This is a genomic window from Streptomyces sp. NPDC041108, assembly GCF_055592645.1.
Window position 1 is genome coordinate 194,202 of the sequence record NZ_JBVIYK010000007.1, and the last position, 25,604, is coordinate 219,805.

20 protein-coding genes are annotated in these 25,604 nt (G+C 71.5%); 10 read left to right on the top strand and 10 right to left on the bottom strand.

The window, feature by feature from the left end; translation table 11 throughout:
• Positions 1-18: 18 nt before the first annotated feature.
• Positions 19-1,971, bottom strand: a complete 1,953-nt coding sequence (locus tag ACZ6BB_RS21520; protein ID WP_471616752.1) for an alpha-L-fucosidase — start codon at positions 1,969-1,971, stop codon at positions 19-21.
• 618 nt (positions 1,972-2,589) lie between these two features.
• On the opposite strand from ACZ6BB_RS21520, the gene ACZ6BB_RS21525 reads away from it, so the two are divergent.
• From ACZ6BB_RS21525 to ACZ6BB_RS21535, 3 genes are all read left to right on the top strand, one after another.
• Entirely contained in the window at positions 2,590-4,896 is a 2,307-nt protein-coding gene (locus ACZ6BB_RS21525; RefSeq protein WP_471616753.1) for a beta-L-arabinofuranosidase domain-containing protein, read from the top strand.
• A gap of 164 nt (positions 4,897-5,060) precedes the next feature.
• Positions 5,061-6,473 (top strand): non-reducing end alpha-L-arabinofuranosidase family hydrolase, encoded by a 1,413-nt coding sequence (locus ACZ6BB_RS21530; RefSeq protein ID WP_471616754.1) that lies wholly within the window; start codon positions 5,061-5,063, stop codon positions 6,471-6,473.
• 85 nt (positions 6,474-6,558) lie between these two features.
• Complete coding sequence (locus ACZ6BB_RS21535) at positions 6,559-8,205, top strand: glycoside hydrolase family 27 protein (protein WP_471616755.1); 1,647 nt, start codon at positions 6,559-6,561, stop codon at positions 8,203-8,205.
• A 26-nt stretch (positions 8,206-8,231) separates the two neighbouring features.
• On the opposite strand, the gene ACZ6BB_RS21540 is transcribed toward ACZ6BB_RS21535, so the two are convergent.
• Positions 8,232-8,603 carry a DUF418 domain-containing protein gene (locus ACZ6BB_RS21540; protein ID WP_471616756.1) on the bottom strand — a complete coding sequence of 124 codons (372 nt, stop codon included), beginning with the start codon at positions 8,601-8,603 and terminating at the stop codon, positions 8,232-8,234.
• Positions 8,604-8,895: 292 nt separating this feature from the next.
• Positions 8,896-9,492: a hypothetical protein gene (locus ACZ6BB_RS21545; protein WP_471616757.1), complete on the bottom strand. Its 597-nt coding sequence runs from the start codon at positions 9,490-9,492 to the stop codon at positions 8,896-8,898.
• Positions 9,493-9,716: 224 nt separating this feature from the next.
• Here ACZ6BB_RS21545 and sigJ point away from each other — a divergent pair, with 224 nt between their 5' ends.
• Entirely contained in the window at positions 9,717-10,661 is a 945-nt protein-coding gene (gene sigJ, locus ACZ6BB_RS21550) for an RNA polymerase sigma factor SigJ (protein WP_471616758.1), read from the top strand.
• Positions 10,662-10,817: 156 nt separating this feature from the next.
• Positions 10,818-12,044, top strand: coding sequence for an NAD(P)/FAD-dependent oxidoreductase (locus ACZ6BB_RS21555; protein WP_471616759.1), 1,227 nt, complete (start codon positions 10,818-10,820; stop codon positions 12,042-12,044).
• A 164-nt stretch (positions 12,045-12,208) separates the two neighbouring features.
• On the opposite strand, the gene tpg is transcribed toward ACZ6BB_RS21555, so the two are convergent.
• Positions 12,209-12,766 (bottom strand): telomere-protecting terminal protein Tpg, encoded by a 558-nt coding sequence (gene tpg / locus ACZ6BB_RS21560; RefSeq protein ID WP_471616760.1) that lies wholly within the window; start codon positions 12,764-12,766, stop codon positions 12,209-12,211.
• Between the two features lie 12 nt (positions 12,767-12,778).
• Positions 12,779-15,049 (bottom strand): telomere-associated protein Tap, encoded by a 2,271-nt coding sequence (tap, locus tag ACZ6BB_RS21565; protein WP_471616761.1) that lies wholly within the window; start codon positions 15,047-15,049, stop codon positions 12,779-12,781.
• A gap of 236 nt (positions 15,050-15,285) precedes the next feature.
• On the opposite strand from tap, the gene ACZ6BB_RS21570 reads away from it, so the two are divergent.
• Positions 15,286-16,881, top strand: a complete 1,596-nt coding sequence (locus ACZ6BB_RS21570; RefSeq protein WP_471616762.1) for a TIGR03086 family metal-binding protein — start codon at positions 15,286-15,288, stop codon at positions 16,879-16,881.
• 164 nt (positions 16,882-17,045) lie between these two features.
• On the opposite strand, the gene ACZ6BB_RS21575 is transcribed toward ACZ6BB_RS21570, so the two are convergent.
• Complete coding sequence (locus tag ACZ6BB_RS21575; RefSeq protein ID WP_471616763.1) at positions 17,046-17,915, bottom strand: universal stress protein; 870 nt, start codon at positions 17,913-17,915, stop codon at positions 17,046-17,048.
• Positions 17,916-18,081: 166 nt separating this feature from the next.
• The gene (locus ACZ6BB_RS21580) at positions 18,082-18,645 is read right to left on the bottom strand and encodes a DM13 domain-containing protein (protein ID WP_471616764.1); all 564 of its coding nucleotides are present in this window, start codon (positions 18,643-18,645) and stop codon (positions 18,082-18,084) included.
• 236 nt (positions 18,646-18,881) lie between these two features.
• Here ACZ6BB_RS21580 and ACZ6BB_RS21585 point away from each other — a divergent pair, with 236 nt between their 5' ends.
• A complete protein-coding gene (locus ACZ6BB_RS21585) occupies positions 18,882-19,883 on the top strand; it encodes an NAD-dependent epimerase/dehydratase family protein (RefSeq protein ID WP_471616765.1) in 1,002 nt (333 codons plus the stop codon).
• A 28-nt stretch (positions 19,884-19,911) separates the two neighbouring features.
• Here the strand turns inward: ACZ6BB_RS21585 and ACZ6BB_RS21590 are convergent, their stop codons facing one another.
• Both ACZ6BB_RS21590 and ACZ6BB_RS21595 read right to left on the bottom strand, forming a co-directional pair.
• Positions 19,912-21,024, bottom strand: coding sequence for a sensor histidine kinase (locus ACZ6BB_RS21590; RefSeq protein WP_471616766.1), 1,113 nt, complete (start codon positions 21,022-21,024; stop codon positions 19,912-19,914).
• The gene (locus tag ACZ6BB_RS21595; RefSeq protein WP_471616767.1) at positions 21,021-21,782 is read right to left on the bottom strand and encodes a response regulator transcription factor; all 762 of its coding nucleotides are present in this window, start codon (positions 21,780-21,782) and stop codon (positions 21,021-21,023) included. The genes ACZ6BB_RS21590 and ACZ6BB_RS21595 overlap by 4 nt, the downstream gene beginning before the upstream one ends.
• 115 nt (positions 21,783-21,897) lie before the next feature.
• On the opposite strand from ACZ6BB_RS21595, the gene ACZ6BB_RS21600 reads away from it, so the two are divergent.
• From ACZ6BB_RS21600 to ACZ6BB_RS21610, 3 genes are read left to right on the top strand one after another with little or no spacing between them, the layout of a single operon-like run.
• Positions 21,898-22,611, top strand: coding sequence for a glycosyltransferase family 2 protein (locus ACZ6BB_RS21600; RefSeq protein WP_471616768.1), 714 nt, complete (start codon positions 21,898-21,900; stop codon positions 22,609-22,611).
• Positions 22,608-23,225 (top strand): TIGR04282 family arsenosugar biosynthesis glycosyltransferase, encoded by a 618-nt coding sequence (locus ACZ6BB_RS21605; protein ID WP_471616769.1) that lies wholly within the window; start codon positions 22,608-22,610, stop codon positions 23,223-23,225. The genes ACZ6BB_RS21600 and ACZ6BB_RS21605 overlap by 4 nt, the downstream gene beginning before the upstream one ends.
• Positions 23,222-23,992, top strand: coding sequence for a class I SAM-dependent methyltransferase (locus ACZ6BB_RS21610; RefSeq protein ID WP_471616770.1), 771 nt, complete (start codon positions 23,222-23,224; stop codon positions 23,990-23,992). Before ACZ6BB_RS21605 ends, ACZ6BB_RS21610 begins: the two co-directional genes overlap by 4 nt.
• A gap of 349 nt (positions 23,993-24,341) precedes the next feature.
• Here the strand turns inward: ACZ6BB_RS21610 and ACZ6BB_RS21615 are convergent, their stop codons facing one another.
• Positions 24,342-25,604, bottom strand: coding sequence for a molybdopterin-dependent oxidoreductase (locus ACZ6BB_RS21615; RefSeq protein WP_471616771.1), 1,263 nt, complete (start codon positions 25,602-25,604; stop codon positions 24,342-24,344).

The following is a 25,604-nucleotide window of genomic DNA, read 5'->3' on the forward strand; positions in this document are numbered from 1 at the left end:
CGCCCCTGGGCCCTGTCGTCACAGGGCGATGATCTGCCATTGCTGCTGGGGCTGTGCAGCGTACGACTGCTGTTCGATGTTGGCTCCGTCGGCGGTGCTGCCCTCGTCGACGGCGAGGCAGAGTCCGCTGTAGCGGTTGAGGAGGAAGTAGTGGCCGTCGCCGGTGGGCGTGACGGCCCAGTGCTGCTGGGGGACGTCGGAGTCGGCGTAGATGGCCACATTGCCGCCGTCGTCGCGGGAGAGCCCGGCCACTTCCATGAGTTTGCGGCTGTTGACGCCCTTGATCTCGTGGTAGCCGTCTCCGGTGGAGGTGAAGGTCCACTTCTGGGTGGCGTTGTTCAGCCAGGGCCACTGCTGGATGTTGGTGCCGTTGGCGGTGCCGAAGTCGTACACGTCGGCCACCTTGCCGCTCTTGCGGTTGACGAGGCGGTAGACGGTGCCGTCGCCCGGCAGGACTCTCGACACCAGTGCCGGCTCGGCCGTCCGGCCGCCGATGTGGACGCCGCCCATGTTGGCATAGCCGCCGGTGGCCGCGTTGGCCCGGATCCGCACGAAGCCGACGTTCCGGGCCGGCCATTCGGCGACCTTGGTGGCGCGGTCGCCGGCCCAGGTGCCGGTGGCGACCTGCGTGAAGGTCGTGCCGTCGGTGCTGGTGGAGATGGTGTACGAGGTGATGTCGCCGTCGGTGGTGCCGGTGCGGTTCCACTGCTTGGGCAGGTACTCCAAGGTGGAGACATTGCTCCACACACCGCCCAGATCGATCGTGATCGAGTGGGGCAGGGGCGTCGACAGCCCCCATGTCGACCAGCAGGTCTCGTAGCCCTTGTCGCTCAGTCCGTCGATGGCGTTCAGCGGGCCCTCACCGGCGCGGAACGCGGTCGCGTAGGCGCTGACGGGGGTCACGGGGTGTTCGGCGCGCGGCAGTTGGGTGGGCAGGGGTGGCCTTGAGGTGTCGGGGCTCCAGGCCGCTCCGACCTCGGCGAGTCGGTTGACGACGTTGGTGTCCAGCCTGCCGTTGCGGTTGGGCGGGCAGTTGAGGATGAACGAGGTGTACTTGGGCTCCAGGTCGGCCAGATGCGACAGGATCGCGTCCTTGCTCATCAGGCCCTCGGTCGGCGTGGACGGATGCCAGAACCAGCCATTGCTGATCGTCTGCCCCTGCGTGGCGGCGTAGGTGTTCCCGGCCGGCGCCGAGACGCCCAGCGGCTCCTCGAAGTAGATCGCGTCGCCGAGGAACGGCACAGACAGGGCACCGTGGTCGATCATGACGATGTCCGGCTGGAGAGACTTCACGTGTTCGCGGATGCGCTGGTAGGAGACGGACTGCTGGCCCATCTGCCATGCGTAGCCGTCGGTGATGAACATGTCGATGGTGCCGTAGTCGGTGAGCAGTTCGGTGATCTGACCGAGCATGAAGGTCATGTCGCCGGGCTGGATGGCGTCCGTTGCCTCAAGTCCGGACACCTTGTGCCGGCTCTCCCACGCCTCGACGCCGAAGGTGCGGTCCCAGATCGAGTAGTAGAACCCGACCTTCAGTCCCTTCGCGCGGAAGGCGTCACAGTACGCCTTCACCACGTCCTGCTTGTAGGAGCTGTTCGCGACGTTCTGGGTGCCGTACGCGCTCGGCCACAGCGCGAAGCCGTCGTGGTGCTTGGTGGTCAGGATGCCGTAGCTCATCTTCGCCGCCGCCGCGGCGGCGGCCCACTGGGCGCAGTCCACGGCCGTGGGCGCGAACAGAGCGGGGTTCTGGTTCGGGGCCGCCCACTCCTCGTCGGTGAACGTGCCCAGGCTGAAGTGGTTGAACATGCCGAACCGCATGTTCACCAGCTTCTCCAGATTCGTCTGGGGGTCCGCCGCGGCCGCCTGCGCGAGCAGCGGCGACAACGCGGGGATCACGGGCAGGGCGGTGGTGGCGGCAGCGGCCCCCGCGGCACCCAACAGCGCGCGGCGGGACAGGTTTCCTGACGACATGGGTGTACTCACTCCTGTTGACGGTGATTCAGATGGCCGGAGTGGGGCAGGTGGGGCGGCTGGCGGGCTGGGAGCGGTTCTGGCTCTACGGCGCCGGGTGTTACGCATGAAGTTCGATGACGCGGCTGCCCCATGTCAACGGGTAAGAGGATGAAAGTGTCTTCACAGAGTATGAGTTGGCTAGATTTATCAGGATAAGCTCCTGACCGAACCATCCCAGACATGCCATGTTTCGAGGCGCAGGACGCTCTCCGGGTCGACGGGCACGATGACCACATTCAGCTCTTGCGCTTGTCGAACTCACCCCGGCGCACATCCAATGTCTGGATCAGCACCAGAGCGCCAGTCGGACACATCTCCCCGAAGCAGCCGAGTATTTCCTGCCGCATGACTAGACACGGACAACTTCTTGTCCCTTAATCCATCCCATGTATCAGTGGAGCGGGCAGAGGGGACCGGGCCCTCCGTGGACTCGGGCCCGGCGGTCAGGACGACGGCCGCGTTCCAGGCCTCCGCCGCGATGCCGATGCCCGTGTTCGTGCCGCACCCGACTGCCGGATCCGTGAGTCAACGCCACAGCGACCGAGCTGTCGCTCTCTCCTCACCGAAAGGTCCAAGATGGCCTCCCCCGTCAGCAGACGGCGCCTCCTGCAAGCCGCCGGGGCCACCGCGGCCGCCTCTGCCGCCGGATCCCTCATCGGCTCGTCCGCCGCCCACGCTGCCGTCCCTCCCGCACGAGCCGACATCGGCGTCTCCGCACACCCCTTCGGACTCGACCAGGTCCGGCTCACCGCCGGCCGGTGGCTGGACAACCAGGACCGTACGCGGAACTACCTGCGATTCGTCGATGTCGACCGGCTGCTGTACAACTTCCGCGCCAACCACCGGCTGTCGACCGCCGGGGCCGTCGCCACCGGCGGCTGGGACGCGCCGACGTTCCCCTTCCGCACCCACGTCCAGGGGCACTTCCTCACGGCCTGGGCCCAGCTCTACGCGGTGACCGGGGACACCACCTGCCGGGACAAGGCGACCCGCATGGTCGCGGAACTGGCCAAGTGCCAGGCCAACAACAGCGCCGCCGGTTTCAACGCCGGGTACCTCTCCGGTTATCCCGAGTCCGACTTCACCGCTCTTGAGCAGCGGACCCTGAGCAACGGCAACGTGCCGTACTACACCATCCACAAGACCCTCGTGGGCCTTCTGGACGTCTGGCGCCACATCGGCAGCACTCAGGCCCGTGACGTGCTGCTCGCTCTGGCGGGCTGGGTCGACTGGCGTACCGGCCGGCTGAGCGGCCAGCAGATGCAGGCCATGCTGCAGACCGAGTTCGGCGGCATGAACGCCGTACTGACCGATCTCTACCAGCAGACCGGCGACGCCCGGTGGCTCACCGCCGCCCGGCGGTTCGACCACGCCGCGGTGTTCGACCCGCTGGCGTCGAACCAGGACCGGCTCAGCGGACTGCACGCCAACACCCAGGTACCGAAGTGGATCGGGGCGGCCCGCGCGTACAAGGCAACCGGCACCACCCGTTACCGGGACATCGCCACGAACGCCTGGAACATCTGCGTCGGCGCGCACACCTATGCCATCGGCGGCAACAGCCAGGCGGAGCACTTCCGCGCCCCGAACGCCATCGCCGGCTACCTGAACCAGGACACCTGCGAAAGCTGCAACACCTTCAACATGCTCGTCCTCACCCGGGAACTGTTCGCCCTGGACCCGGACCGGGTCGCGCTGTTCGACTACTACGAGCGGGCCTGGCTGAACCAGATGATCGGACAGCAGAACCCGGCCGACGACCACGGCCACGTCACCTATTTCACCCCGCTCAAGCCGGGAGGCCGACGCGGCGTGGGCCCGGCGTGGGGCGGCGGCACCTGGAGCACCGACTACGGCACGTTCTGGTGCTGCCAGGGAACGGGCCTGGAGATGCACACCAGGCTGATGGACTCCATCTACTTCCGCAGTGACACCACCCTGATCGTGAACCTGTTCGTGCCCTCGGTGCTCAACTGGTCGGAGCGCGGAATCACGGTCACCCAGACCACCGCCTACCCTGCCGGCGACACCACCACCCTGCGGGTCACCGGCAGCGTCGGCGGAACCTGGTCGATGCGCCTGCGCATCCCGGGATGGACCGCCGGGGCCACCGTCAGCGTCAACGGCACGGCACAGAACATCACCACCACACCCGGCAACTACGCCACCCTGACCCGCTCCTGGACCTCCGGCGACACGGTCACCGTCCGTCTGCCCATGCGGATCGTCATGCGAGCGGCCAACGACAACGCGAACGTCGCCGCGATCACCTACGGCCCGGTCGTCCTGTCCGGCAACTACGGTGATTCCACGCTCAGTTCCCTGCCGTCGCTGAACACGTCGTCGATCACCCGGACCAGCGGCAGTTCGCTCGCCTTCACCGCCACCGCCAACGGCTCCACCGTCAACCTGGGTCCCTTCCACGACGCGCACGGCCACAACTACACGGTCTACTGGAACACCAGCGACACCGTCCGTCTGACCAACGTCGGAAGCGGACTCGTGCTGGGCATCCAGAACATGTCCACGGCCGACGGCGGCCGGGCCCTGCAGTGGAACGACTCGGGCACCGCCGACCACGACTGGCAGATGATCACCGACGGAAGCGCGGTCCGCCTCCGCAATGCCCACAGCGGCAAGGTGCTCGGTGTCCAGGACATGTCCACGGCCGACAACGCGACGGTCCTGCAGTGGTCGGACACCGGCACCGCCGACCACCGGTGGACGCTGCTCGACCAGGGAGACGGGACCTACAAGATCCGCAACGCGAACAGCGGCAAGCTCCTCGCCATCGCGAACAACTCCACCGCAGTCGGCGCGTTCGCGGTCCAGGCCCCGGACGACGGCACCGCCGACAACCGCTGGCGCATCGTGAAGAACTGAGACCACCACACAGCCGTGTCCTGATCGCGCCCCACCCCTACGACTGCCCGACGCCCCGACCGTCGTTCGAATGGCCGAACGGCAGGGTCCGGTCGCCGCCCCTCGGTCCGGGCGTTCCGTGCCGGACCGAGGGGACCACCGCTCCCCGAAGAAACGAGGTCCCCGTGCCCCGCCGTACCTTCCGCCGTGGACGTCTGTCCCTGCTCCTCGCGGCCCTGGTCGCCTCGGCGACGACCCTCGTCGCCCACCCCGCCCAGGCGGCCACCAGCGGCGCCCTGCGGGGTGCCGGCTCCGGCCGGTGCCTCGATGTGCCGGGCGCCAACCAGGCCGACGGGACGAACGTGCAGATCTGGGACTGCTGGGGCGGGACCAACCAGCAATGGACACTGACGGACGACAACCGCCTGACCGTGTACGGCAACAAGTGCCTGGACGTTCCGGGGCACGCCACCACGGCCGGGACCCGACCGGTGATCTGGGCCTGCAACGGCGGCACGAACCAGCAGTGGCGGGTGAACGCCGACGGCACGGTCGTCGGCGTGGAGTCCGGGCTGTGCCTCGACGTGTCGGGCGGCGCCACGGCCAACGGCACGGCGGTGCAGCTCGCGAACTGCAACGGCTCCGGCAGTCAGAAGTGGACCGGCCTGTCCGGGTCGGGCAGCGCGTGCTCTCTCCCGTCGACGTACCGGTGGAGCTCGACCGGTCCGTTGGCGCAGCCGTCGAACGGGTGGTACTCGCTGAAGGACTTCACCACCGTGACGTACAACGGCAAGCACCTGGTCTACGCGACGAACGCTTCGGGATCGGGATGGCACTCGATGATGTTCAGCCCCTTCACGAACTGGTCCGACATGGCCTCGGCCCCCCAGACCCAGATGAACCAGGGGGCGGTGGCTCCCACGCTGTTCCACTTCGCGCCCAAGAACATCTGGGTGCTGACCTCGAACGGGTGGGGGACCCAGTGGCCCTTCGTCTACCGGACGTCGAGCGACCCCACCAACCCCAACGGCTGGTCCGCGCCGCAGCCGCTGTTCACCGGCAGTGTCCCCAACGGCAGCGCGATCGACCCGACCCTGATCGCCGACAGCCAGAACATGTACATGTTCTTCGCCGGTGACAACGGCCAGATCTACAGGTCGGCCATGCCGATCGGAAACTTCCCGGCGAGCTTCGGCTCGTCGTACACGACGATCATGAGCGACACCGTGAAGAACCTGTTCGAGGCGCCGCAGGTCTACAAGGTCCAGGGCCAGAACCAGTACCTCATGATCGTCGAGGCTCGGGGCGCGAACGAGCAGCGGTTCTTCCGCTCGTTCACGGCCTCCAGCCTGAACGGTGCGTGGACCCCGCAGGCCGCCACGGAGAGCAACCCCTTCGCCGGCAAGGCCAACAGCGGCGCAACCTGGACCAACGACATCAGCCACGGCGACCTGGTCCGCGACAACCCCGACCAGACCATGACCGTCGACCCCTGCAACCTGCAGTTCCTCTACCAGGGCCTGTCCCCCAACACCCCGTCGAACACCCCCTATGTGGAACTGCCGTACAGGCCGGGGCTGCTCACCCTGCAGCGCTGACCTCCGCACATGATCACCAGCTCGTGACCGTGCCCCCGAGGCCCGCACGGACGGCTTCCGCCGTACGGGCCAGGAAGGACCTCCCATGGTTCCCCTGCACAAGCGACTGCTACGTCTCTTCGCGGCCACCGCACTGACGCTCACCGCCTGCGTCACCGCCTCCGCCGGCACGAGCGCCGAGGCCGCGCCGGGCAGCCCCGCCGTCACCCCGCCGCTGGGCTGGAACAGCTGGAACAGTTTCGGGTGCGGGATCACCGAGGCGCAGGTCCGCCAGGCCACCGACGCGATGGTGTCCTCCGGGATGCGGGACGCCGGCTACCGGTACGTGGTGGTCGACGACTGCTGGTTCGATCCCCAGCGCGACGCGTCGGGCAACCTCCGGGCCAACCCGACCAAGTTCCCCAGCGGCATGAAGGCGCTCGGGGACTACATCCACGGCAAGGGCCTGAAGTTCGGCATCTACCAGGCTCCCAACGAGCGCACCTGCGCGCAGGGCGTGGGCACCTACCCCGGCTCCACCGGCAGCAAGGGGCACGAGGCCCAGGACGCCACCACGTTCGCCTCCTGGGGCGTGGACTACCTCAAGTACGACTGGTGCTCCGGCAGCGGCACCCTCGATCAGCAGATCGCGCAGTTCACCCTCATGCGCGACGCCCTGCGCGCCACCGGGCGGCCGATCGTCTACAGCATCAACCCCAACAGCTTCCACGCCCCCACCGGCAACACCTACGACTGGGGCCAGGTCGCCGACCTGTGGCGGACGACCGAGGACCTGCTCGACATCTGGCAGAACGGCAACACCAACAGCTATCCGATGGGCGTCGGCAACGTCCTGGACATCACCGCTCCGTTGGCCGCCCAGTCGGGTCCGGGCCACTGGAACGACCCCGACATGCTGGTCGTCGGCCGTCCCGGTCTGTCACTGACCGAGTCCCGCTCCCACTTCGCCCTGTGGTCGCTGCTCTCGGCCCCGCTCATGGCCGGCAACGACATCCGCACCATGTCGGCCGACGTGAGCGCGATCCTGCGCAACCCGCGCCTGATCGCGGTGAACCAGGACTCCCTCGGCGCGGGCGGACGCAGGGTGCGCGACGACGGCGACACCGAGGTGTTCGCCAAGCCCCTCTCCGACGGTTCGGTCGCCGTGGGCCTGCTCAACCGGGGAGGGAGCGCCACGACCGTCACCGCCACGGCGGCGCAGGTCGGCCTCACCGGAGGGCCGTTCACCCTCACCGACCTGTGGACCGGCGGCACGTCGAGCACCTCCGGCCAGATCTCCGCGAGCGTACCGGCGCACGGTGCCGCCGTGTTCAGGATGACCGGCGGCAGCCCGGTGGCCTCCACCACCGCCCGCCTGCGCGGTACCGGATCCGGCCGCTGCCTGGACCTGGACCGGTCCTCCACCGCGGCCGGGACGGCGGCGGTGATCTGGGACTGCCAGACCACCGCCGACCAGCTCTGGACCACCTGGGCGGGCGGCGAGATCCGTGTCTACGGCGACAAGTGCCTGGACGCGTACAACCAGGGCACCACCAACGGCACCCGGGTCATCATCTGGCCGTGCAACGGCCAGAACAACCAGAAGTGGACCGTGCAGGCCGACGGGTCGGTCCGCAACGTCCACGCCGGCCTGTGCCTGGACGCCCAACAGGGCGCGACCGTCAACGGGACCCCGGCCATCCTGTGGACCTGCAACGGCCAGAACAACCAGAGGTGGACCAGGCTCCCGTGACCCGCCCCGGCCTCACCTGATGTGGTTCACCGCACGTGGTTGACCGGCTCGGTGGCGGCGTTGAGCAGATACTCCGGGGGGCCGCGGCGGAAGAAGCGGGACCAGATCGTGGCGAACACGATCGCCCCGTGACGTACGTGAGCAGCGGCACCCAGGACTGCTGAACGCCGTCCCCCGGCCCCGGGCAGGACGGACTGTGCGAGGAAAAGGCCGACATGGGCGGTCAGGGACATGGTCCCTACGGCGACGACCGGTTGCGCCGGGCGGCGCAACCGGGGCAGTCGGTCCGTCGCCGCCGTCGCGCCCACGATCACGAGGATCGCGACTCCGACGCTGCCGATGAGGTCGAACGTGGTGCCGCTGTGCGGCCCGGCCGTCAGGAGCAACGAGGCCGGCATGTCGGGGAGCGACCCGCCGCCGGGGGCATCGAACCGGAACCCGAGGACGACCCGCCTTCATGAGGGTCCGCAACGCGCCCTGGCCGGCGAGCAGAAGGGACATGCCGTACGCGGTGACGGTGAGGGCGGCGCCGAGCGCGGCCGGGCGCCGGCGGACCGTACCGGAGGACAGGCCGAGGCGGCCCGGCGCCATGCCCGAGATCGCCGACGCCTACGACCCGCTCCGCCGTCTCAGGTGCGTTCGGTCGCGGGCGAGCGACGCCCCGGCCACGGCCCTCGGGGCCGACGGCGGCTACTGCTGCTCGGCGAACCCGTCGGCACGGCTCCAGCGCAGGGTGGTGCTCCTCTTGAAGACGACCTCACTCCCGTCTTCGGAGACGGAGGCCCGCTCCCAGCCGTCGAAATCCTTGGTGACGTTGACGTCCCAGCGGGTCAGGCCGTCCACCCCGACGGCCGCGATGGACTCGGTCGGGGGTTCTCCGTCGTTGCAGTAGGGCCCGAAGTCCGCGATCGCGGCGACGGTCCCTGCCTGGGCCCGCAGCTCGATGCCCTGGCAGGCGTCGGCCTCGGTGCGGTGGATGACGGTCGCCTCGGTCCACGCCTTCGCGCGAGGACTGTAGTGCTGTTCGGCGAGCCCTTTGTCCCGGAGGTAGTACATGGCCACCCGGCGGCCGTCGTCGAGTCGCACCTCGGCGTTGTAGGGACTGCGCCCGCCGCTCCAGGGGAGGTCGCTCCTGCCCAGCTCGGAGGCGTACTCCGAGGAGTCCTGGGAGGGGCCCCCGGAGGCGTCGTCCGCCGCCGGGTCGGAGTGACCGCAGGCCACCACTGCCGCCATCACCCACACCGACGCCGAACCCCAGGTCAGCATCCGGCTGCCGGGCCTACTCATACACGTCTCCCCTCACCTCGCCGCAGCATAGGCGGTATAGGCGGTCGGCTGGAGTCGGCGGACCGATCCCAAGGAGCCGTTCTGTGAACGCGATCGGCTGAGGAGCACTTGCGTGATCGCGATCGACTGCCGTCCGGCAGCCGTCGGGTGACGCACGGTCAGGTCCGCATCCGGTCGGCAACGAGTCGACGCCCCCGAACCGTCCCAGTACTAAGATCCGCACCATGGCGCTGACGACGCACGACGTGGACCGGTTCGAGGCGACGAGACCCCGTCTGGAGGCGATCGCCTACCGCCTCCTGGGATCGGCGGGCGAGGCGGAGGACGCCGTGCAGGAGACGTTCCTGCGCTGGCAGGCGGCCGACATGGACCGCATCGAGGTCCCCGAGGCCTGGCTGACGAAGGTGCTCACCAACCTGTGCCTCAACCAGCTCACCTCGGCCCGCGCACGCCGGGAGACGTACGTGGGCCAGTGGCTGCCCGAGCCGCTGCTCGCCGGTGACCCGATGCTGGGCCCCGCCGACACCGCCGAACAGCGCGAATCCGTCTCGTACGCGGTCCTCACCCTGCTGGAGCGCCTCAGTCCCAACGAGCGGGCGGTGTACGTGCTGAAGGAGGCCTTCGACTATCCGCACCGGGAGATCGCCGAGATCCTCGACATCAGCGAGGCGGCCAGCCAGCAGATCTTCCACCGTGCGAAGAAGCACGTGGCGGCGGGCAAGGCCCGTACGGAGATCGACGAGGCGGCGGCCCGGCTGATCGTCGAGGAGTTCCTCGCGGCGGCCACCAGCGGGAGGACCGAGCCGCTGGTCAAGCTGCTCACCGCGGACGCCATCGCGGTCGGCGACGGCGGTGGCAAGGTCCCGGCCCGCGCCAAGGCGTTCGAGGGCGCTCTCGCGGTCGCGAAGTTCATGCGGGGCCTGTTCAAACCGGCTCCGGTCAAGCGGGCCATGGTCGGCGGCTCACCCGAGATCCACATCTCGACGGCCAACGGCGGCCCCGCGATCCTCGCGGTCGTCGACGGCCGGGTCGTCGGGATCGTCTGCCTGGAGATCGGCGCGGACGGCATCCTCGCCTTCCGTAGCCAGGTCAACCCCGACAAGCTGGAACGCGCGACCGAGGTGTGGGCGGCCACCGAGCACGGAGAACCCCTGTTCCACGCCTTCTGAGCCGCTTCCGGCACCCTTCTGCGCACCGGGTCACACTCTCCGAGGAGAGTGTGACCTGCTTCACATCCCGATCCTGTCAGGAAATCGCGGGCTGCCCGGTTCAAGGGGCGTAACCGAGCAGGGCAAGCGTCAGATCCGCGCAGACAGGAGCAGAACATGCAGCACCGCATCATCGTCCTCGGAGCCGGCTACACCGGAGCCTCCGCCGCCGGGCGCCTCGCCAAGCGGCTGCACCGCGCAGACGTCGCCATCACCCTCGTCAACTCCGAGCCCGACTTCGTCGAACGCGTCCGGATGCACCAGGTCGCGGTCGGCCAGGAGCTCAAGTCCCGCCCCTTCGCGGAGATGTTCGCGGGCACCGGCGTCGAGGTGAAGGTCGCCGAGGTCGCGGGCGTCGACGCCGACCGCAGGACCGTCACCGTGACCGACGCGCACGGCGCCGGGCAGCAGGAACTGGAGTACGACACCCTCGTCTACGCCCTCGGCAGCGGCTGGAACCCCCAGGGCGTCCCCGGCACCGCCGAGCACGCCCACGAGATCTCCAGCCGCCCGGGAGCGCTCCGGCTGCGCGAGCGGCTGGCCCGGCTGGACGCGGGACAGCCCGTGGTGATCGTCGGCGGCGGACTCACCGGCCTGGAGGCCGCGACCGAGATCGCGGAGTCCCGCCCGGACCTGGACGTCGCTCTCGTGGCTCGCGGCGGCTTCGGCGACTGGCTCTCCGACAAGGGCCGAGGGCATCTGCGGAAGGTCTTCGCCGGACTCGGCATCACGGTGCACGAGCACGCCGCCGTCACCGCCGTCGAGGCCGACCACGTCCTGGCCGACGGCGTGTCCCTCCCGGCCGCCGTCACCGTGTGGGCCACCGGCTTCGCCGTCCACCCGATCGCCGAGGCGAGCGCACTGGAGGTCTCCGGCACGGGCCAGATCGTGGTCGACGCGAGCCTGCGCTCGGTCTCGCACCCCGAGGTGTACGCGATCGGCGACGCGGCCCTCGTGATGGGCCCAGGAGACAAGCCGCTGCGGATGTCGTGCGCCTCCGGCGTGCCCAGCGCGTGGCTGGCCGCCGACACCGTCGCGGCCCGCCTCACCGGCACGAAGCTGCCGAAGAACTCGATCCGCTACTTCCAGCAGTGCATCTCGCTCGGCCGCAAGGAGGGCCTGATCCAGTTCGTCACCGCGGACGACCAGACGCTCCCCAAGGCTCTCACCGGCCGCCTCGCCGCCGCCTACAAGGAGATCATCTGCAAGGGCGCGGCCTGGAGCGTCGCCCACCCGACCGTGGGCATGCCGGTCCGCCGGCGCCGAGCGGTACAGCCGTCGGACCAGGTGGGTGCGTACGCCCCGGCGGGGCAGGCGGACTCGGCGGTGGAGGCCGCGGCTTGACCCCGCCGGCGCGGCCCGGCCCCGGACGACGTGGTCCGGCCCGTACTGCGCCGGAGCGTCCGCACCGCAGTACAACGGGAACCGGACCCTCGACGCGAGGGTCCGGACCCGCGGTACTCCGGCCCTCGGGCGCCCGCCGGCCGATCGGACCCGCTGTCGGAGCTCTACAGGTCGAAGTCGAGGTGTTCGATGTCGGTGAAGCGGACCTCTTCCAGGCTTCCGGCGCGGCGGCCGCCGTCCTGGAAGTACACCTCCCTGAGCGCCTCGGCGGCGATCTCCCGGAGGTGCTGCTCGGTGGCACCCTGGTCCTGGGCGTCGAAGAGGCGCGCGGCGTACCGGGGTGGCAGTGCGACGGTCAGGTGCCGGACGCGGTCCTGGTCCGTCGACCCGATCGGCGCGGTGTAGCCGAGCCGGGCGCGGGTGTCGATGACGATGCCACCGGTGGTCGCCGCCCTCTGGCGGGCCCTGGCCCGGATCTGCGGCTGCCAGCGCTTCTTCACCTCGCGCTCCAGGCGCGCGGCGAGGTCCGGGCGTGGCTTTTTGATCTGGTCCTTCACATACCGCTCGACGGTGCGCTGGGAGATCCGCAGCAGCTGGGCGACCTGCTTGGTGCTGCCCAGCTTCTTGACCAGGTACCGCATCTGCGGGCCCGCGCTCTTGGGCGCCGGGCGGGTGAACGCCTTCTGCACCGCGGCGTCCAGGCCGTCCCCGAACAGGGCCATCGTCGTCTTTTCCTACTCTCCGTTGTCGACGTCGGTGACGGTGCCGTCCTTGATGTACCGGGCGAGATTGAGCTCCGGGGCGTCGAACCGCTCGCGGACCTCTTCGCCCCACAGGACGCTCTGGGTGCCCTCGTGCTTGACCAGGCCCGGGTTGATGCCGAGCTTGAACCCGCCGGGCAGCGGCTTGCCGTCCCGGTACGGCAGGAAGTCCAGCGGCGAGGTGCCGTCGGCCGCGTAGACGACGCAGTCGGACAGGACCGCCACCGGGTACTGCCCGGTGAAGGCCGCGTGCTTGACGATCTTGCGGTGCAGGTTGATCCGGGTGCGGGAGATGACCGCCGCGCGGATGTCGGGGCGCCACGTCGGCCGGGACAGCGCGCGCCACGGCTGGCCGGGCCGCCAGCCCTCGCCGCGCGGGCGTTCGCGCAGTTTGCCCAGGCCGCCCTTCACGGTCGCCTTGACCGCCGAGACGACGATCGCCAGCTCCGGGTCACGGCTCGCCCAGCCGTCCATCGCCGCGAGGAAGTCGGCCGGCGGCAGGTCGGCGCCGACGCCCAGGTCGGCCATCGTGGCGAGGTACGCGTCACGCAGCCGGTTGTACCAGGCGTCCAGGTAGCGGCCGTGGTCGTAGCGGACGTACGCCTCGATCGGCTCGACGTCGTAGCCGAGCTCCACCGCGTACGCCACGGTCGGTGTCGCGTACCAGGCCGGGCCCTCGGGGCGCTCGCCCTTCGGCGTGAACGGGCTGGGCAGCAGACCCGCGTCCAGGTCGGCCCACTTGTCCTTGCCGACCCTGACCCGGGACAGGTCCACATGGCTGAGGTCGACCAGCCACGAGCCGGGCAGCTTCGCGTCGAACGCCGGCGCGTGGACGTGCGTCGGCTCGCCGAGGCCGACGACCAGGCCGTTGGCGCCCGCGGCGAAGGCCATGTTCACATCGATGCCGACCAGGTGCCGCAGGGTGCACTCGGCATCGGTCATCGCCCGCGCCCAGTCGTACGCCTCCTCGAACAGCTTCTCGCCGGGGCCGCGGACGTGGAATCTCGGCAGGTCCTTGAGCAGCGGGTGTCCGTCGGGGGCCTCGCACGGCGCGCAGTCCACCGGGTCCTTCCCCAGCGAGCCGGGGTTGTACTGGGAGTGCCGCGTGCCCGTCGCGTCGGGCTCGGAGGCCCGGGTCGGCGGGTGGAGCGCGGTCATCAGCTCCAGACCGGTCACGGCGGTCGATCCGCGCGGGGTCATCACCCGGGTCGCGTACACGCCCAGCACGCGCGCGAGTTCCGCCGGTGCCAGGCGCCCGGCCTCGCCCCAGTGCCGGGTGTCCAGCGCGTTCCATGCCGGGATGCACAGCTGCACGCAGGCCCGCTCCGCACCGGTGGCCGGGCGGTAGATCCGCGCCCACGGCCCGAACCCGCGCTTGGTGAGCTTCCACTGCGCGCGCACCAGCTGCTTGACGACCTTGTGGCTCTCCGGGATCCGCCCGGCGAGCCGCTCCTGTTCCGTGAGGGCGACCGGCAGACCGTAGCGCTCCAGCGCCGACTCGGTGAGCACCAGCAGCGGGTCGGCGTCCTTGCCGGGACCGGACAGCCTGGGCTGCCCCAGCCTCGCTTCCCTGAGCGTCCAGTCCACCAGTGAGGGCAGGCTCCTGGCGGGCACGTCAAGGACCAGGCCGCCGGTGCAGTACGCCAGCACCTTGCCGTCCTCGACGTCGACGACAGCCAACGGGCCGTTCTCGAACCGCGCGTCGGTGCCGTCGGCCGGGGTTCGGGCAGGGTCAGCGCTCCGGGTGCCCGGGCGGGTCGGCGTCGGCCTGGTCGTGGCTGGCGGACGTGGCTCGGCGGGGGCCGGGTGGGGCGTGGTGCTCTCGGAGGCAGGCTCCGGGGCCGGGCCTGTTGGCCGAGAGCGGACGGCGGCCGGTTCGGCTGCCGCCGCGGGAGCGGCTGGGACGGCGGGGGTCTCGGGGAGGGCGGGGGTCTCGGGGACGGCGGGAACGGCTGGCGGCTCGGGGGCCGCCGTGTCCGTCGCGGGCGCGGCGGCCGTGGGGTCGGCTGGGTAGAGCCGGGCGAGCTGCTTGAGCATGCGGGCGTAGGCGTCGCGCTCCGGGGGCCGGGGCTCGGTCTTGCCTGCCTCCCAGCCGCTGACCGTCGCGCGCCGCACCTGGAGTGCGGTGGCCACCTCGTCCAGGGTCAGGCCATGAGCCTGGCGCAGTCGCCTGCGTTCCGCCGGGGGCGGCAGCGGGGACCGGGACGCGATGAGCGCGTCGACCGCGTCGAACAGCTCGGACATGGGGTGACACCTCCTGTTCCGCCCAACCCTAGCGTGAAGCGCACGTTCGACGTACGTGGCGCGTACGGAGAGCGTTCACGCGTCGCCCCTGGTGCGGCTGCACGGCACGGTGGCGGCTCGGCGAAGGTGCAATTCGCGGTCCGGACGGAGACCAGCCCCGACTCGGACGGGTGACGTGTCGGCCCCCGTACGTGCTGCTTGACTCTCCTACGAAGGGAGAGTCGAAGGTGGAGCGCATGCGTACGGACGACGGGTCGCGGCCCACATGGAGCATCGGCGCGGTGGCACGGCAGGTCGGACTGCCGGTGAAGGTGGTCAGGCACTGGTCGGACCTGGGCGTCGTGGCGCCGGTCGGCCGGACCGCCGGCGGCTACCGCCGCTACGACACCGCCGGCGTGGCCCGGCTCCACCTGGCCCGAACCCTGCGGGACCTGGGGCTGGGGCTCGGTGAGATACGGGCCGCCCTGGACCGCGGGGACGGACTCGCGGAGGTGGCGGCGGCCCACGCCGACGCTCTGGAGACACAGATCCGCCGCCTGCGGACCCGCCAGGCCGTCCTGCGCACCGTCACCCGCCGCACGACCTCCGAAGGACTGGCCCGCATGACCCGGACCGCCCACATGTCCCCCGACGAACGCCACAGGCTCGTCCACGATTTCCTCACCGGGACGCTCGGCGACCTGGATGTACCTCACTTCCGCGAGGGACTGCTCTCGGCCGGCGCCGAGCTTCCCGACCGTCCCAGCGACGAGCAGGTCGAAGCCTGGCTGGAGCTGGGTGAGCTGGTCGCCGGCGGGGAGCTGGGCCGCGCCATGCGCCGTATCGCGGAGTACGCCGCCCGTCAGGGGCAGGGGGCGCAGGACCCCGCCATGGCCGAGGAGATGCGCGTCCTCACCCACACCTGGACCGCGCGCGTCCGCACGGCGATGCGGGCCGGCACGGCAGCGGACTCCCCCGCTGCCGACCGCGTCGTCGCGGACGTCGTCGCCGCCTGGCTGCCCAGCCGCGCGAACTCGGACCCCACCCTGACCTCGGACGGTGCCACGGCACGCGCACGCCTGCTCGACCAGCTCACCGCGGCGGCCGAGCCCACCGTCGAGCGCTTCTGGCAACTGCTGTGCGTCCTCGGCGGCCGCCCCGCACCCGCCGGGATCGCCGAGGCGGGACAGTGGCTGACCACCGCACTGCGCGCGAACCCCGTGCCCGGCGAGCGCGAGGCCCGTCTCGAAGCCCTCTACGCGGACGAGATCGACCCCTGGCCGGGCGGTGTCCTGGACGCCTTCACACGCGTCCAGGACACCGTCCGCACGCTCGTCCAGGCAACGACGCCCTACCATTTCGGCCTGCCGACCCCCTGCGAGGGCTGGACCGTACGGGATCTGCTCGACCATCTGGTGTGGGAGCACCTCATCTGGGGCGGGCTGGCCCAGGGAGCGCCCCCCGCCGACGGCCACACCGAGGACCACCTCGGTGACGACCACGTCGCCGCCTTCGAGACCGCCGCCGCCCAGGCCGGCGACGTCTTCCGGCAACCGGGCCTGCTGGAGCGCTCCTTCGGTCCCGCCCCCGGCCGACGCGTGGTGGAGCAGCTCCTCATCGAACTGCTCGTCCACGGCTGGGACCTCGCGGCCGCGCTCGGCCGCGACCGCGACCTGGTGCCGGACATCGCGCGCGCCTCCCTGCCGGTCGTCCGGGACATCTACGGCGCGCTGCCACGTACCGCCGGCGGATCCATCGCCCCGGCCCGGCCCGCACCCGAGCACGCGCCGGCCCTCGACCGGGTGGCCGCGTTCCTGGGCCGAGAGATCCTGGGCGCCGATCGCCCGGCTTGAGGTCCAGGTCCACCGGGCGGCAGGGGGCCGCGCCGGTGTCGCAGCGGCTCACGAGTGCCGGATCGGGTTCCCGTCGACGCGGTCGTCACGGACCGACCCGGTCCCGCCCATCTCGGCGGATCCGCACCTGGCGCGGTCCCCGTCACGGACGTCTGGGCAGCGACTCAGTCGTGGGCGACGACCGCGACGGGGCAGCGTGCGTGGTGGATGGCGGCGTGCGCCACGTGGTCCAGATGGTGCGTAGCGCCGTGCCGGTGCATGCGCCGTCCGACCACCAGCAGCGCGGCGCCCTCGGCGGCGTGCACGACGGCCTTGGCGGGGCTCGTGAGGCGGATGCTGTCCTCCGCCTCCACCTGTGGATACTTCTCGCGCCAGGGCTTCAGCACCTTGCTCAGGGCCTCCCGCGCCTCCCTGGTCAGCTCCTCGGTGACACCGTGGTCGGCGCCCCAGGGCATGCGCGCGTGGAGCGGCACGCTGTGCCCCTGGACGGCGAGGAGGGGAATGCCCCGGGCCGCGGCGCTGTGGAAGGCGAAGTCGAGCAGCTCGTCCCCGGATCCGTGCGTCTCCATCGCCACGACGACCTTGTCGGCAGCGGTGGGGGCGGGCCGATTGCCGGCCGGCTCCGAGCGGACCAGGATCACGGGCCGTCCGGCCCGCGCCACGACCGGCAGGCTGACATCACCCATGAAATAGCTCTCGGCGGACCCCAGCCCCCGTGAGCCCAGCACCAGCATCTCGGACTCGGAGGCGGCCCGCAGCAGCGCCTCCCGCGCGTCGTCGGCGACCAGGCTGCCGACGACGGACAGCCCGGGATGGCGTGCGCTCAGCTCCGCCTGAGCGGTGTGGACCAGGCGCTTGGCCCAGTAGTTCTGGTCGACCTCGGTAGGGGCGCCGGCCGGTTCCGGTGCCAGCAGCGGCCATGCGTGCATCAGCCGCAGGGTGAGCCTGCGTTTCTCGGCCTCCTCGGCGGCCCAGCGGGCGGCGGCGAGACTCTCCGGTGAACCGTCCAGGCCCACGGTGACGACTGGTTCCATGGCGGCGGCCTCCTTCTCGGACGAGGCCGGATACGCCGGTGGCCGACGGCGACGAGCCCGTCCGCCCCTGCGGCCCGAACCTCGCCGACATGCCGAGCGGGTGCTGTGTTCCCTCCTTCGACAACTACCCCAATCCCGGCAGCCTCGCATGTGGAGCCGCTCCGGATCAGGTGGCGGTGAGTTCGGCGGCGCCGAAGGAGACGTCGAAACGGTCGCACCAGATGGTGACGCTGGTGTAGCCGGAGGGGTCGACGTCATCGGGCAGCGGGTAGTTCTGGCTTCCCTTGTTGCCCTTGAGCTTGCCGAGACTGACGTACGCGCCGTCGTCGAAGACGTGCCAGCCGGCCCGGCCCTCCTTGACGGGGGCGTCGGTCAGCCACACGCGCAGATCGGGGCCGTTGCTGGTGTCGAGGCGCTCCAGGCGGACCACGTGGGTGCCGTCGGCGAGACGTACGAGTCTCGCCGTGCCCGTGGTCGTGTGCTCGTGGCTGATCAGCGCGCCGCTCGCCACGGTGACGGGTCCCCTCGGCGCCGAGGGGGAGGACGACGCTCCCGCGTTCGCTTCGGAGGGCGGGGAGGCTTCCACGACGACCGTACCCGGCAGGGATTCCGTCACCGTCTCGTCCTGCCAGAGTTTCCACGGCTGGAACCAGTGGAGCCCGGCGGCCACGCCCATGACCGTCACCACGGTGAGACCGGTGATCAGTCGCTTCCTCGGCGTGTGTCTCATGCGATCCGTCCTTCTTCCTGCTCGGTGTGTCCCTGCCGTCCTCCATTCAACGGGGAGCACGGTCCCCCTGCCCCGGCTCCGTCGATGACGAAATCCTTACGTCCCGGACCCCCGCTCATGCGTCCGGCCGGGTATCGGCCGCCCGCAGGTCGTGCGGCCGTCGTCGTCTTACGGAACCGTGACATGCCGGGCGTGGGCCTGCGATGCGGCCGGCAGTCGGTTCTAGCGTGGTCCGTATGCGAGTACTGGTCACCGGCGGTGCCGGGTTCATCGGGTCCCATGTCGTCGACGCGTTGGCGGAACACAGTCATGACCCCCTCGTGTTCGACACCGCGGCGGACGCCCGCGCCGACGTGCGGGACCCGGAGGCCGTCGTCCGTGCGCTGGACGGGGTGGACGCGGTGTGCCATCAGGCGGCGATGGTCGGTCTCGGCACGGGATTCGCCGACGCCCCCGCGTACGTCTCCCACAACGACCTGGGAACAGCCGTGCTGCTCACCGCCATGGCGGAGGCGGGCGTGCGACGGCTCGTGCTGGCGGGCTCGATGGTGGTGTACGGGGAGGGGCGGTACCGGTGCGCGCGGCACGAGGTCGTGCGGCCGGGGCCTCGGGACGTCGCCGACCTCGCGGCCGGACGTTTCGAGCCGCTGTGCCCGAGGTGCGGGGCCGAGTTGTCGCCGTCGCTGGTGGGCGAGGGTGCACCGGTCGACCCGCGCAACGTGTACGCGACGACGAAGCTCGCCCAGGAGCATCTGGCGGCGGCCTGGGCCCGTGCGACGGGCGGTACCGCGGTCTCGCTGCGGTACCACAACGTGTACGGGCCCCGGATGCCGCGCGACACGCCGTACGCCGGGGTGGCCTCCTTCTTCCGTTCGGCGCTCGCCCGCGGGGAGGCGCCCCGGGTGTTCGAGGACGGCCGCCAGCGGCGGGACTTCGTCCATGTCCGGGATGTGGCGGCGGCCAATGTGGCGGCGCTGGAGGCGGGGGCGGCTCAGGGCGCACTGACCGCGTACAACGCCGGGAGCGGTGAACCGCACACCGTCGGGGAGATGGCGAGGGCGCTGGCCGCCGCGTCCGGCGGACCCGAGCCGGTGGTCACCGGGGAGTACCGGCTCGGGGACGTCCGGCACATCACCGCCGACTCGTCGCGGCTGCGGGCCGAGCTGGGGTGGAAGCCCGAGGTCGGGTTCGTGGAGGGGATGCGGGAGTTCGCGCGGGCCGGAATGCGGGGATCGTAGGCCCCCTGGACCGGTGGTGCTGTCCGTGTCAGGAAGCGGCCGCGGGCAGCACCACCTCGAAGCGGCAGCCGCCGGGAATGTTGTGCACGGTGGCGTGCCCTCGATGGGCCTCCACGATGCCGCGGACGATGGCCAGGCCGAGGCCCGCGCCGGCCGGGGGTGTGCGGGCGTGCGTGCCCCGCCAGCCGGTGTCGAAGACGCGGGGCAGGTCCTCCTCGGCGATGCCGCCGCAGCCGTCGGTGACGGAGACCACCACGCCGTGGGGGGACCGCTCGGCCGCCACCGCGACCGTCCCGTCGACCGGGGTCCGGCGGATGGCGTTGACCAGCAGGTTGGCGAGGACGCGGCTCATCTCCCTGCCGTCGACCTCGACCGGTACGGGTTCGACGCGCGCGCCGACGAGCCGCACGCCGTGTTCGCGGGCGAGCGGGTCGGCGCCGGCCAGGGCGTCGCCGACGAGGTCGTAGAGGGACATCCGGGAGAGGGTGAGGGTCAGGCTGCCCGCGTGGATGCGGGAGAGTTCGAAGAGGTCGCCGACCATGGCGTCGAGGTTCTCGACCTCGGTACGGATCTGCCTGAGGTAGCGGTGGGGGTCGGCGGCGACCCCGTCCTCCAGGGCTTCGGCCATCGCGCGCAGACCGGCCAGCGGGGTGCGCAGGTCGTGGGAGATCCAGGCGACGAGTTCGCGCCGGGAGGACTCCAGGGCACGTTCGCGTTCCCTGGACGCGGCGAGCTTGGCGCTCGTGACGGCCAACTCGGCTCCCAACGCGGCGAGTTCGGCCGTGACCGGCCCGTCGGGGGCCGTGAAGTCGCCGCCGTCGCCGAAGGACCGCGCGGCGGTCTGGAGGGCTCGGCTACGGGCGACGACCCATCGGCCGAGCAGCAGCGCGGTGGCCAGTGAGACGACCGCGGCCATCGCGACGACCGTGGTGACGACGCTCAGGTCGTGCGGGGAGAGGAACATGGCCCAGGCCACGGCGAGGGTGCCGGCGAGCATGGCGGTCACGGCGACGGCGGCCACGACGGTGAGCGACGCGGTGAGCGAGCGACGGCGCAGCGGCCACAGCGCGAGCGCGCCCAGCACACCGGCGACGACGGCGCCGAGGAACGCGTACAGCGCGATCAGCAGGGTGTCGCTCATGCGTCATCCCTGCCCTCTTCGGACGGGGCGTGCTGTCCCTCGCCGTCGACCGGCGTGTCCGCCGGCTCGAAGCGGTAACCGACGCCCCACACGGTCCGGATCAGCCGGGGGCGCGCCGGGTCGTGCTCGATCTTGCCGCGCAGACGGCGGACATGGACGGTGACCGTGGACAGGTCGCCGAAGTCCCAGCCCCAGACCTCGCGCATCAGGTCCTCGCGGCTGTGGGCGCGGCCCGGGTTGCGGAGGAAGAAGGTGAGGAGGTCGAACTCCCGCAGGGTCAGGGCGAGTTCGGCGCCGTCGCGGGTGGCGCGCCGGGCGGCCGGGTCGAGGCGGAGACCGGCGGAGCTCACGTGGCGGGCGTCGGGGGCGGGCCGGGTTCGGCGCAGCACGGACTCGACGCGCAGGACCAGTTCGCGCGGGCTGAACGGCTTGGTGACATAGTCGTCGGCGCCGACCTCCAGCCCCAGGATGCGGTCGTCCTCGTCGCCGCGCGCGGTGAGCATGATGACCGGCACCGGGCCACGCGTCCGCAGCCGGCGGCAGACCTCCAGGCCGTCCATGCCGGGCAGCATCAGGTCCAGCACGACCAGGTCGGGCCGGTGCGCCGCGGCGTGGGCCAGCGCGGCCGGACCGTCGTCGGCGCGGTCCACCGTGTATCCGGCCCGGTCGAGGTAGCCGGTGACGACCTCCGCGACCGTGGGGTCGTCGTCCACCACCAGCACGCGCGTGGCCGCTGGTCCGCTCGGTTGCTCTTCCATGCGGTCAGCCTCGCACCTCACCCCGCGTCGAGACCCCTCCGGACCGTGCGGAGGTCCGCGACGTCCGCGTTTCGTAAGGACGCTGCGCCCGGTATGCGAAATTCGTCCTCGTAGGGTGAAAGCCGTGACTACCTCTCCCCCGCCTTCGGGCGTCGACGTCGTGCTCCCCTGCCTGGACGAGGCGGAGGCCCTGCCCTGGGTGCTGGCCAGGATCCCGGCCGGATGGCGCGCTCTGGTCGTGGACAACGGCTCGACCGACGGTTCGGCGGACATCGCCCGTGGGCTGGGCGCGACCGTGGTGCACGAACCGCGCCGCGGCTTCGGCGCCGCCTGCCACGCGGGACTGGTCGCCGCCACGGCCGACGTCGTGTGCTTCTGCGACTGCGACGCCTCCCTGGATCCGTCGCTCCTCGTACCCTTCGCCGCCGAAGTCGCGGACGGGCGCGCCGATCTGGTGCTCGGCAGGCGGCGTCCGCAGGAGTGGGGCGCGTGGCCGGCCCACGCCCGGGCCGGGAATCTGGCGCTCTCCCGGATGCTGCGCCACCGCACGGGCCTGAGTCTGCGCGACCTGGGTCCGCTGCGCGCCGCGCGCCGCGAAGGGCTGCTCACCCTCGGACTGACCGACCGGCGCAGCGGCTATCCCCTGCAGATGGTGGTGCGCGCCGCCGACGCGGGCTGGCGTGTCACCGAGCACGACGTGCCGTACCTGCCCCGGAAGGGGGCGTCGAAGGTGACCGGCACCTGGCGCGGCACCTGGCAGGCGGTACGGGACATGAGCCGCGTCCTCAACGAGGCGCCGGAGTCGGCCGAGGCGGGGGTCCGCCGGTGACCACGCTCCTCGTCGTCGCCAAGGAACCGAGGCCGGGCCGGGTGAAGACCCGGCTCACCCCGCCCTTCACCCCGGTGGAGGCGGCGGCGCTGGCCGAGGCCGCCCTCGTGGACACCTTGTGCGCGGTGGCCACGGCCCCCGCGGACCGCCGTGTCCTGGTACTGGCCGGGAAGCCGGGCCCCTGGCTGCCGCCCGGCTTCGACGTCGTACCGCAGCCGGACGGAGGGCTCGACGAGCGGCTCGCCGCGGCCTTCGCCGCCTGCGACGGCCCGGCCCTCCTCATCGGCATGGACACCCCGCAGGTCACGCCGGAACTGCTGGCCATGGACCCGGCCGGGTGCGACGCGTGCTTCGGTCCGGCCGAGGACGGCGGATTCTGGGCTCTCGGGCTCGCCCGGCCGGACCCCGCGCTCCTGCGCGGGGTGCCCATGTCGACCCCCGTCACCGGCGCGGTCCAGCGGGCCCGGCTGGTCTCCGCCGGCCTGCGGGTCCGCGACCTGCCGGTCCTGAGGGACGTCGACACGGCCGCCGACGCGGAAGCCGTCGCCGCCCTCGCGCCGCACAGCCGGTTCGCGGCGGAACTGTCCCGGCTGCGAGCGGTCAGCGGCCGATGAGCGGGCCGGGACAGGACACCATGCGGCGGCCGGACTGGTCCTCGGACCCCTACTCCGACGCCCTGCGCTCCGGTCGCGGACCGCTCTTCCTGCGCCGGGGCGACGGCTGGCTGTTGCCGCTGGAGGTGGAGCGGTGGTGCGCCCGCGCCGACACCGTGGACCTTCAGGTCCTGGAGCGGTGCGAGGGTGCCGTCCTCGACGTGGGGTGCGGGCCGGGCAGGCTGGTCGCCGAACTAGCCGCCCGCGGGCGGCCCGTGCTCGGCATCGACGTCAGCCCGGCCGCCGTCGCCCGCACGCTGCGGCTCGGTGGTCAGGCCCTCACCCGCTCCGTGTTCGAACCGCTGCCGGGCGAGGGGCGCTGGGCCACCGTCCTGCTCCTCGACGGCAACCTCGGCATCGGCGGCGACCCGTCCGCTCTCCTGCACCGGACGGCCCAACTATTGTGCCCAGGCGGCCTGTTGATCGCCGAGACTGTGCCGATGGACGTGGACGAGCGTGCCGAGGTCCGCCTCGTGAGCGGTGTCGGGACCGACGCGGAGGGCGAGGCCGCGTTCCCCTGGGCCCGCCTCGGCACACCCGCGCTGCTGCGGCACGCCCGCCCGCACGGCTGGCGCGCCGCCGATCAGTGGACGGCGGGCGGACGCTCCTTCGTCGCCCTGCGCACCCGCAGCGCCAGCAGCAGCGCCGAACCGCCGAAGAGCAGGGCCGTGATCAGCAGCCAGCGGCCGAGGAAGCCACTCGCCGGCATCCCGGTGGCGGACTCGTAACGGTCCGCCACCCGCCCGCTGATCAGCGGGAACCACACCAGCAGCAGAAGCCCGGACAGGGCCGCGGGCACGCGGACGTACGCGGCCCGGCCCTCCCGCTCGGAGGGCATGGGCGGCGTCCCCACCCGGTGACCGGCGGCGGACATCGCGCGGACGAGCGCCCGGTCCGCCGCCGCGTACAGCGGCAGCAGGAGCAGATCGTGGACCACCGCGGCCCCCACGAACCACAGCGCGACAGCGAGCCAGTCGTCCTGCAGCAGCCGTACCCCCGCGTACCCGGCGAGCGCGAACGAGCATGCCAGGAGCAGCAGTTGGAAGGGGCTGCCCAACGGCGGACGGAACTTCCCCATCACAGCTCTCCGAACGTCATCCGGGCCACCCACTTGGTGTTGAGCACACCGGGCGCGGCCGGCACGATGATCCGCGCCGGACGGCCGTGGTCGAGGGACAGCTGCTCACCGTTGACGTCCAGGGCGAGCAGGGAGCGGGGGTCGCGGACCTGGTTGGCACGCAGTGCCGCCCGGCGAAAGGCACCGTGCCGCTGGAGGGACTCCACCAGGACATCGGGGGCCGCGCCCACCGGGTGTCCGACGAGCACTGCGAGGTCAGCCAGGCGCACGCCCCGCCACCACTGGTCGGAGGTGGACCAGCCCTCCACGCAGGCGATCGGCAGCGCCGCACTGTGCTGAGGCAGTTCGAGCAGCTCGGCGCGGCTCAGCCGGACGGTCCCCGAAGGACCCGTGACGACCAGCCGCCACCCCTCCTCGCTCGTCTCGGCCGCGTCGATCCCCCTCGACGCGGCCGTCTTGTTGATCTGGAAGCCGCCCGGCCCGCTGCCCGGTTCGGCACCGCCGTGCGGGGCGAGGAGGGCGGTGCGCCGCAGCGGGCCGTCCACGGTCTGCCCCACGGTCGTCCCGAACAGCAGCAGCGAGCCACCCCCGACCAGCCACACCGCCCCACGTCGCGACACCGTGGGCTCGGCCGGGGCCGGGGAGACCAGCGAGGGCTCCTTTGGCGACACCTCGGGCGAAGCCCCATCCGCTTCGCCCGCACGCATCCGGCGCAGGTTGCGTACGGCCGTCGGCCCCCTCAGCACCACATGGACCACGAACGCCGCGATGAACACCCACGCCCCGTAGAAGTGCAGCGGATAGAAGGAGCCGGGGAAGACGTAGTCGAGCTGCACGTTCAGCACTCCGGTGACGAACTCGAACAGCACGCCGCCGACCAGCAGGAGCAACGAGATCCGCTCCAGCGCATGGGCCGCCGACCGGGCCGGAGGCAGCTGGAACAGCCGCGGCACCACCGACCAGAGTTTGGCCAGCAGGACCGGGACCAGTGTGATCCCGAGCGTGACGTGCACGCCTTGGGTGAGCCGGTACAGCCAGTGCGGGTCCGTCGGCCAGGAGAACAGATAGAAGCCGAGGAGACCCTTGTCCGGGGTCTTGTCGTTCACCGGTGACAGATCCGGGTTGTAGGCGGCGTACGACAGCAGCCCGGTCACGAACAGCACGGTGATCCCGGCGAGAAGGACCACGCCGAGGAGGGAGGTGAACCAGGGGCCGCGCAGCGGGCTGCGCCAGAAGGCGGGCGAGGACGGTGACCGTTGCAT